7 protein-coding genes are annotated in these 6,681 nt (G+C 68.9%); 4 read left to right on the top strand and 3 right to left on the bottom strand.

Annotated elements, in window-relative coordinates:
• Positions 1-225: 225 nt before the first annotated feature.
• Positions 226-786, bottom strand: a complete 561-nt coding sequence (locus ACWEF2_RS22880) for a YceI family protein (RefSeq protein WP_453818224.1) — start codon at positions 784-786, stop codon at positions 226-228.
• A gap of 101 nt (positions 787-887) precedes the next feature.
• Between ACWEF2_RS22880 and ACWEF2_RS22875 the strand changes: the two genes are divergently transcribed.
• Positions 888-1,403 carry a MarR family winged helix-turn-helix transcriptional regulator gene (locus tag ACWEF2_RS22875; RefSeq protein WP_453818222.1) on the top strand — a complete coding sequence of 172 codons (516 nt, stop codon included), beginning with the start codon at positions 888-890 and terminating at the stop codon, positions 1,401-1,403.
• Between the two features lie 21 nt (positions 1,404-1,424).
• Here the strand turns inward: ACWEF2_RS22875 and ACWEF2_RS22870 are convergent, their stop codons facing one another.
• The gene (locus ACWEF2_RS22870; protein ID WP_453818221.1) at positions 1,425-1,943 is read right to left on the bottom strand and encodes a SigE family RNA polymerase sigma factor; all 519 of its coding nucleotides are present in this window, start codon (positions 1,941-1,943) and stop codon (positions 1,425-1,427) included.
• Positions 1,944-2,237: 294 nt separating this feature from the next.
• Between ACWEF2_RS22870 and ACWEF2_RS22865 the strand changes: the two genes are divergently transcribed.
• A complete protein-coding gene (locus ACWEF2_RS22865) occupies positions 2,238-3,188 on the top strand; it encodes a hypothetical protein (RefSeq protein WP_453818219.1) in 951 nt (316 codons plus the stop codon).
• Positions 3,189-3,193: 5 nt separating this feature from the next.
• Entirely contained in the window at positions 3,194-4,039 is an 846-nt protein-coding gene (locus ACWEF2_RS22860) for a MauE/DoxX family redox-associated membrane protein (RefSeq protein WP_453818217.1), read from the top strand.
• A gap of 114 nt (positions 4,040-4,153) precedes the next feature.
• Here ACWEF2_RS22860 and ACWEF2_RS22855 read toward each other — a convergent pair whose 3' ends face one another.
• A complete protein-coding gene (locus ACWEF2_RS22855) occupies positions 4,154-5,326 on the bottom strand; it encodes an AAA family ATPase (protein ID WP_453818215.1) in 1,173 nt (390 codons plus the stop codon).
• Between the two features lie 518 nt (positions 5,327-5,844).
• Here ACWEF2_RS22855 and ACWEF2_RS22850 point away from each other — a divergent pair.
• Positions 5,845-6,663 carry a M15 family metallopeptidase gene (locus tag ACWEF2_RS22850; protein WP_453818213.1) on the top strand — a complete coding sequence of 273 codons (819 nt, stop codon included), beginning with the start codon at positions 5,845-5,847 and terminating at the stop codon, positions 6,661-6,663.
• Positions 6,664-6,681 lie beyond the last annotated feature (18 nt).

Below are 6,681 nucleotides of genomic sequence, written 5' to 3'. Positions count from 1 at the left end.
AGCAACCTGAAGGATCACGCGATGGCCGTCCTCATTTCACGGCGCCACGCCCACCACCTGGGGAAACTCGTACACCACCTCCGTGGACGCAACCCAGAACCAGGATTTCCCAGCTGGATCCGGCTGCCGGACTGGGGATTTTCGCTGTGCAAGACCAGGAGTCTCACTCCACGGACGCAGCGGGGACTCCCCCGCGTCGCACGGGAAGGGGAGTCCCCGCACGGGTCACGCGGGGTTGGCCTCGCCCTCGATCTCAATCTTGATCTTCTTGCCGACCACGACGCCACCGGCCTCCAGGGCCTGGTTCCAGGTCAGGCCGAACTCCTCGCGGTCGATCTCGGTCGTGATGGAGAACCCCCACAGCTCCTGCCCCCACGGGCTGGCGCCCGCGCCGCCGTACTCGACGGTGAGCTTGACCTGCCTGGTGACGTCACGGATGACGAGGTCGCCGAGCACGGTGAACTCGCCGTCGGAGTAACCGGTCACGCGGGTGCTGCGGAAGGTGAGCTCGGGAAACTTCTCCACCGCGAGGAAGTCGTCGCTACGCAGATGAGCGTCACGGTCCGGGACACCGGTGCCGATACTCTCGGCCTTGATCGTGAGCTGGGCCGAGGACTCCAGGGGGTTCTCCGCGACCGTGACGGTGCCGGAGAACTCGCCGAAGTTGCCGCGGACCCTGCTCACCATCATGTGCTTGACGACGAAGCCGATCCGGGTGTGGGCCACGTCAAGGACGAAGGTGCCGGGGGCGGGGAGCTGAAGGTCTTCCCAGGTCCGAGTGGTCATGTCTACTCCCGATGAGGTACTTGCTACGTAGATGTTTGCGTCAACAGATTTCTACATGAGGAATATTCCTCTCGTCAACTATCGTCGGATACAGTGTGATCGTGATCCCCTTTGACGACTCCCGGCTCACGGCGATGGGACTGCTGGCCGAGGCCTTCAGCGGCCTCTCGGCGAAGGCGCACCTGTCCTTCGCCGCGGCGGGACTCTCGGACATCGACTTCGAAACCCTCATACGACTGGCGCGCTCGCCCTGCCGGCGTCTGCGGATGAGCGACCTGGCCGCGCAGACCAACCTTTCCACCAGCGGAGTGACCCGGGTGGTGGACAGACTGGAGCGCGAGGGGCTGGTCGTGAGACAGGCCTGCCCCACCGACCGCCGGTCCTCCTACGCGGTCATCACCGAGGCGGGCACCGACCGGCTCGGAGCCGTGCTCCCGCAGCACCTGGCCGACATCGAGAACTGGTTCACCGGCCTGCTCTCCCCCGAGCAGCTCGACGCCTTCCTGACCGCGCTGCGGATCATCCGCGACGCCGTACGGCCATGCGCCACGGCGGGCGCCGAGCCCGCGCCGGCCTGCGGAGAGGGCAGAGAGGAGCGAGCCGGGAGGGTCGGCTGAACCGAGTGGACCGAGAGAGCGTCAGGGCTGCGGCTCCAGTTGCCGCTGCTCCGGGATGGTGAGATCGCCCCTGAGCCGGGCGATGGCCCGCGAGACCGTGCTCTTGACCGTGCCGACGCTGATCCCCAGCGCCCTGGCGATCTCGGGTTCGGTCATGTCCTCGTAGTAGCGGAGCACGACGGCGGTCCGCATCCGGGTGGGCAGCCGGTCGAGGGCCTGTTCCACCTGTTCGGGCAGGTGGCCGTTGCCTCCGGCGAGGGCCGGCTCCGGGATCTCCTCCGACGGATACTCATCCAGCCTGCGCCGCCGCCACCAGGAGATGTTGATGTTGACCATCGCCCTGCGCACATAGGCGTCCAGGGCCGCGCGATTCTGGATGCGGTCCCAGGCCAGGTAGGTCTTGAAGAGAGCGGCCTGGAGGAGGTCCTCGGCGTCGCTGGGGTGTCCGGTGAGCTGATAGGCGGCGCGCAGCAGCGCAGCACCGCGAGCAACGACATACTCGTGGAACTCCTCGTGGTTCCCGCCGGTCACCGCGATCACCAGCCCGTGGTCAGGTGCGTCTCGTGGCCAGAATCGCAGCCGGAGCCCCCGATTCGGCTGAACTAAAATCCATATTTTGTCCTGTCGACGGCAAAGACCGACTCGACGCGGTAATGGAAGTCCGAAGTACCGTTGACGATGATTTGCCCCAAAGTAGATAACAACGCGTTCTACCAGGGATAGGAATTTTGATACCTGGTCGGACACCTGCCGGAATTATTGATGAAGCAAACGGCGAGACCGCGACGGACATGTGACGCTGACTGGGGAAACTCAGCGAACGTGGGAGTGACGATGCCGTATCACAGCGCTGACCGCCGCCGTGTTCTGGCCGCGGCCGCGCTCGGCCGCCCCGTCGCCGAACCTGGGCCGGTCTCGGACGAGGACGAGCCCCTGTGCTCGGTCATCGGCGAGATTCTGGACGTCAGCCCACATCTGATCATCATCGACACCCCGGAGGGCGGGGAGGAACGACTCGCCGTCGCGCCGTGGGCGACCGCCTGGCGCGGCGAGACCGTCGCTCCGGCCGACCTGCCGGTGGGCGCCCACGTGATCATCAGAGCGCTTCAGGGCGGCCGGGTCGCGGACCGGATCTGGGCGGACATCACCCGGATCACCGGCGTGATCCAGTCCATTGGCGCCGGGTCCGGAGATCGCACCATGGAGCTGTACTGCGGCCCGCACCGTGGCAGGCGCACGATCGTCATCCCCTACGGCGCCTCGGGGCGGCTGCGGGTCCGCCATCCGAAGTTCGAGCCGGGCTATCTGTTCGACGCCATCGGAGTCCGTGAGGACGGCGCCGCTCACGCGCGCCTGCCCGCGACCTCGCAGCCGCCCTACCGGTGGACGTCCGCCCCGGAACCGCCCCCCGGCTACAGCGGCGCGCAGTCCCGCATCTCGGGTACCTGCACCTGGTCGGACACCTTCGACTGGGGCGAACGGGGGGCGGCCTATCCAATGTTGGAGCGGTCCGACAGCGGCTGCCAGGATGCCGGGGTGTCCTGTACCGGACTGCCTTATCTCGCGCTGGGCTCGACGCTCAACGTACGTAACGTGTGCGCCGGGCGCGCCGCGATCCTGCCGATCGTGGCGTGCGGCTGCCTGGCGGGCCGGTTCTGCGACCGCTGCCTGGAGTGCGGCACCTCCGCGCGGGGCCGGGTCGTGGAGTTGTCGCCGGCCTCCTTCGTGGAGCTCGGCGGGGAGCTGACCAAGGGGTGCTTCAACACCCGAGTCGGATTGGGGTGACACAGATGTTGACGACGATCGCCACCGCGCAGCTCCCGGTGCTGGGTGCGTTGCTGGCGGCGGGCGCGTTCGCCAAGGTGTGGACGGCCAGGGGGGAGCCGGGACCGGGTGTGCTGAGCAGGCTCGGACCGGCGGTGCTGGTGGCCGACCGCTGGCGCGCGCCCGTCCTGCTCGGCTGCGCCGCGGGAGAGACGGCCCTGCTGGCCGGCCTGATGGCCACGGGCCACCTGGCGTTCCGCTGGAGCGCGGCGGCGTTCTTCGCGATCTCCACCTACGTGCTGTGGGAGCTGAGGCGACGCCGCCCGGACGTGGGCTGCGGCTGTTTCGGCGAGGTCAGCGCCATCCCGGTGGGACGGCGTTCGCTGGGACGCACCATGGTGCTGACCGCCATGGCGGCGGGGCTGGCCTGGGCTCCGCCGATCTCCGGCTGGACGCTGATGACGGGCATGACGTGGTCGCAGGCGCTGGCCACGGCCGGAGGGCTGCTGCTGCTCGCCGTACTCTCACCGGAGATCGAGGAGGTGGCCGTCCGGCTCCGTTATCGCGCTCCGTGCGAGCAGCGTCCGTTCGACCCGGCGAGCGCGCTCGGCCGCCTGCGTTCGAGCGCGGCCTGGCGCTCGCACAAGGACGTGCTGACCGGCACCGATCCGGTCGACAGCTGGCGGGAGCTCTGCTGGGGGTTCTTCGTCTATCCGGGGCGAAGCCGGGCGGGCGAACCGGTGGACGTGGTCTTCGCGGTCTATCTCAGCGGACGGCACCCGGCGGTGCGGGCGGCGATGGTCGGCGTCGACGGCCGGCCGGTCGAGTCGGCGCCTCTGCCGGAATCTATGCCTGTATCGGCCGGACGCTAGAGGTGCCTAGATTTTTCTAGGACGGCATGATTCAGCTCTATACGGCTCTCTAGCTTCCCCACTAGAGAGCCGTATAGAGGTCTAGGGCCCCGCCACAGTATATCGAACACATGTTCAGACAGGTTGAGAACGCAGAAACTTTCCGAAGTGCGGCACGGTGAACGCGATCAGCCCGCGCTCGGCGCTGTAGATCAGGCCCTTCTTGATCAGGCTGTCACGGGCCGGGGAGAGGCTGGACGGCTTGCGTCCGAGACCTTCGGCCACCTCGGCGGTGGCCACCGGCTCGTCGCCGATGGAGGCCATCGCGTGCATGTAGTCGCGCTCGGCGGGGGTGGCCCGCTCGTAACGACTGCCGAAGAAACCAACCGCGAGCTCCTCCTCGGCCTCCGGCGCGGAGACCTTGATGTCGTCGGCGGTGATCGGACTGGACAGCGCCAGGTCCCAGGCGACCTTGCCGTACGCCTGAACGAAGTAGGGGTAGCCGTCGGCCGCCTCGTAGAGCGCGTCGAGGGCCTCCTGGGTGAACTCCACCCCCTCGCTCTCGGCGGGGGCGATGAGCGCCTGGTCGGCCGCCTCCCGGTCGAGCCGGTCGATCCTGGCGTAGCGGAACAGCCGCTCGGAGTAACTCTTGCTGGCCGACAGCACACTGGGCAGGTGCGGCAGACCGGCGCCGACCACGATCAGCGGCCCTCCGCTCTGGGAGAGCTCGTGGCAGGCCGCGCAGAGCGCGGAGACGTCGGGGGCCTGCACATCCTGCATCTCGTCGATGAACAGGGCGATGCCGACCCCCAGATCGGTGGCGACCCCGGCGGCGTCGACGAACAGCTCGGTGAGGTCGATCTCCAGGTCTCCGGAGTCGGCGCGCCCCCGGGCGGCCGGCACGTCGATCCCCGGCGACCAGTGCGAGGTGCCCTTGGCCGCGCCGGGGTCGCGCATCGCGAACGCCTTGAGCACGCCGAGGAACTCCTCGATCCGCTCGGGCGCCCGGTGCCTGGGCGCCAGCTCACGGACCGCGAGGTGCAGCGCGGCGGCCACCGGGCGCCGGATCGACTGGTCGGGCCGGGCCTCTATCTTCCCCGTGCCCCAGAGCCGCTGCATGGCCATCGACTTGAAGGTGTTGAGCAGGACGGTCTTGCCCACGCCCCGCAGGCCGGTGACGACCATGCTCCGCTCCGGGCGACCTCGGGCCACCCGTTCCAGCACGATTTCGAACTGCTGCAGCTCACGGTCACGCCCAGCGAGCTCCGGAGGGCGTTGCCCGGCACCTGGGGCGTAGGGATTGCGCACGGGGTCCACGCTCTCGGACTTTATGACGGGATATAGCGGCCGTCGTAGATTTCCGTAGAAAGCGCTACGGCGTGTCGCGTGACGCCGGACGGAAACCCGCGGAACCGGGGCGTGGGCCGCGGGCGACATCGCGAGCATCGCCATGACACACCCCTCCCCCGGGTGGACACCCGTCCGAACCCGTGTTCGATCCAATGCCACCGACTGTAGCGCCACTTCGAACACAAGGGCGAGAGTTTCGAAGAAAAGCCCGGCTAAAAACCCGGACACCTCGCCGATGAGAGGCAACGGCCCAGCTCAGGGGCGGGTTCCAGGCGGTTGCCCGGTCTCCGGACACATCCCGGGCAACCGCGCCCCGACCCCAGCCCTGGACTCGGCCCCGGCCCCGGACCCGGACCCGGGAACGTCGTCCCTGTACGGCCTGGTCGTCGCCTGCCATGACCTCGCGGTAGCCGGGAAACTACAATGAGGGCCTGTCCTCTTTATCCGGCGTGGGACGGCGAGTGGAGCGGCGACAGATGAGAGGCTCACGATCCGTGATGCGCATCCAGGCGACGCTGGCGGTGGCCACCGGCTGCCTCGCGGCGGCGGCGTGCGGCGCGACCGCCGCCCCGCAGTCCGGGCAGCCCGCGCAGCCCCGGCAGGCCACCCAGCAGCACTCCCAGTCCCCGACCCAGTCCCCGGCGCGGCCGGCGCAGTCCGGCTCGACGTCCCCGCAACCGGCCTCCACGGCACCGCCGCCCTCCGCGAGCCCGGCCCCCGCGGGGCCGCCACCGTTCTCCGCCAAGATCTCCAAGGTCACCCGCGACCGGCTGCGCTACTCCTGGCGGCCCGGCTGCCCGGTCCCGATCGGCGACCTGCGGATGGTCACGATGACCTACTGGGGGTTCGACGACAGGCCGCACACCGGCGACCTGGTCGTGCACAAGGACGCCACCGACGCCGTCGTGACGGTCTTCGGCCGCCTGTACGGCTGGCGCTGGCCGATTTACAAGATGGAACCCGTCGACGCCTACAAGGGCGACGACTTCGACTCCATCGAGGCCGACAACACCTCGGCGTTCAACTGCCGTCCGGCGACCGGGTCGAGCAACTGGTCCCAGCACGCGTACGGCAGGGCCATCGACCTCAACCCCCGCGAGAACCCCTACGTGTCCGCGAACGGCACGGTGGCCCACAAGAACGCCCGCAGGTTCGCCCGGCGCCCGGTGCACGCCCCGGGCGTGATCAACCCCGGCGACCGGGTGGTCAGGGCGTTCCAGCGGGTCGGCTGGGAGTGGGGCGGCTACTGGTCGGGCATCAAGGACTATCAGCACTTCAGCAAGAGCGGCGGGTAGTACCGGCGTGGACGCTCG

The organism is Streptosporangium sp. NPDC004631 (genome assembly GCF_053601935.1).
Note: the sequence above shows the minus strand (reverse complement) of the source record. Positions and strands in the feature narration are given on the sequence as shown.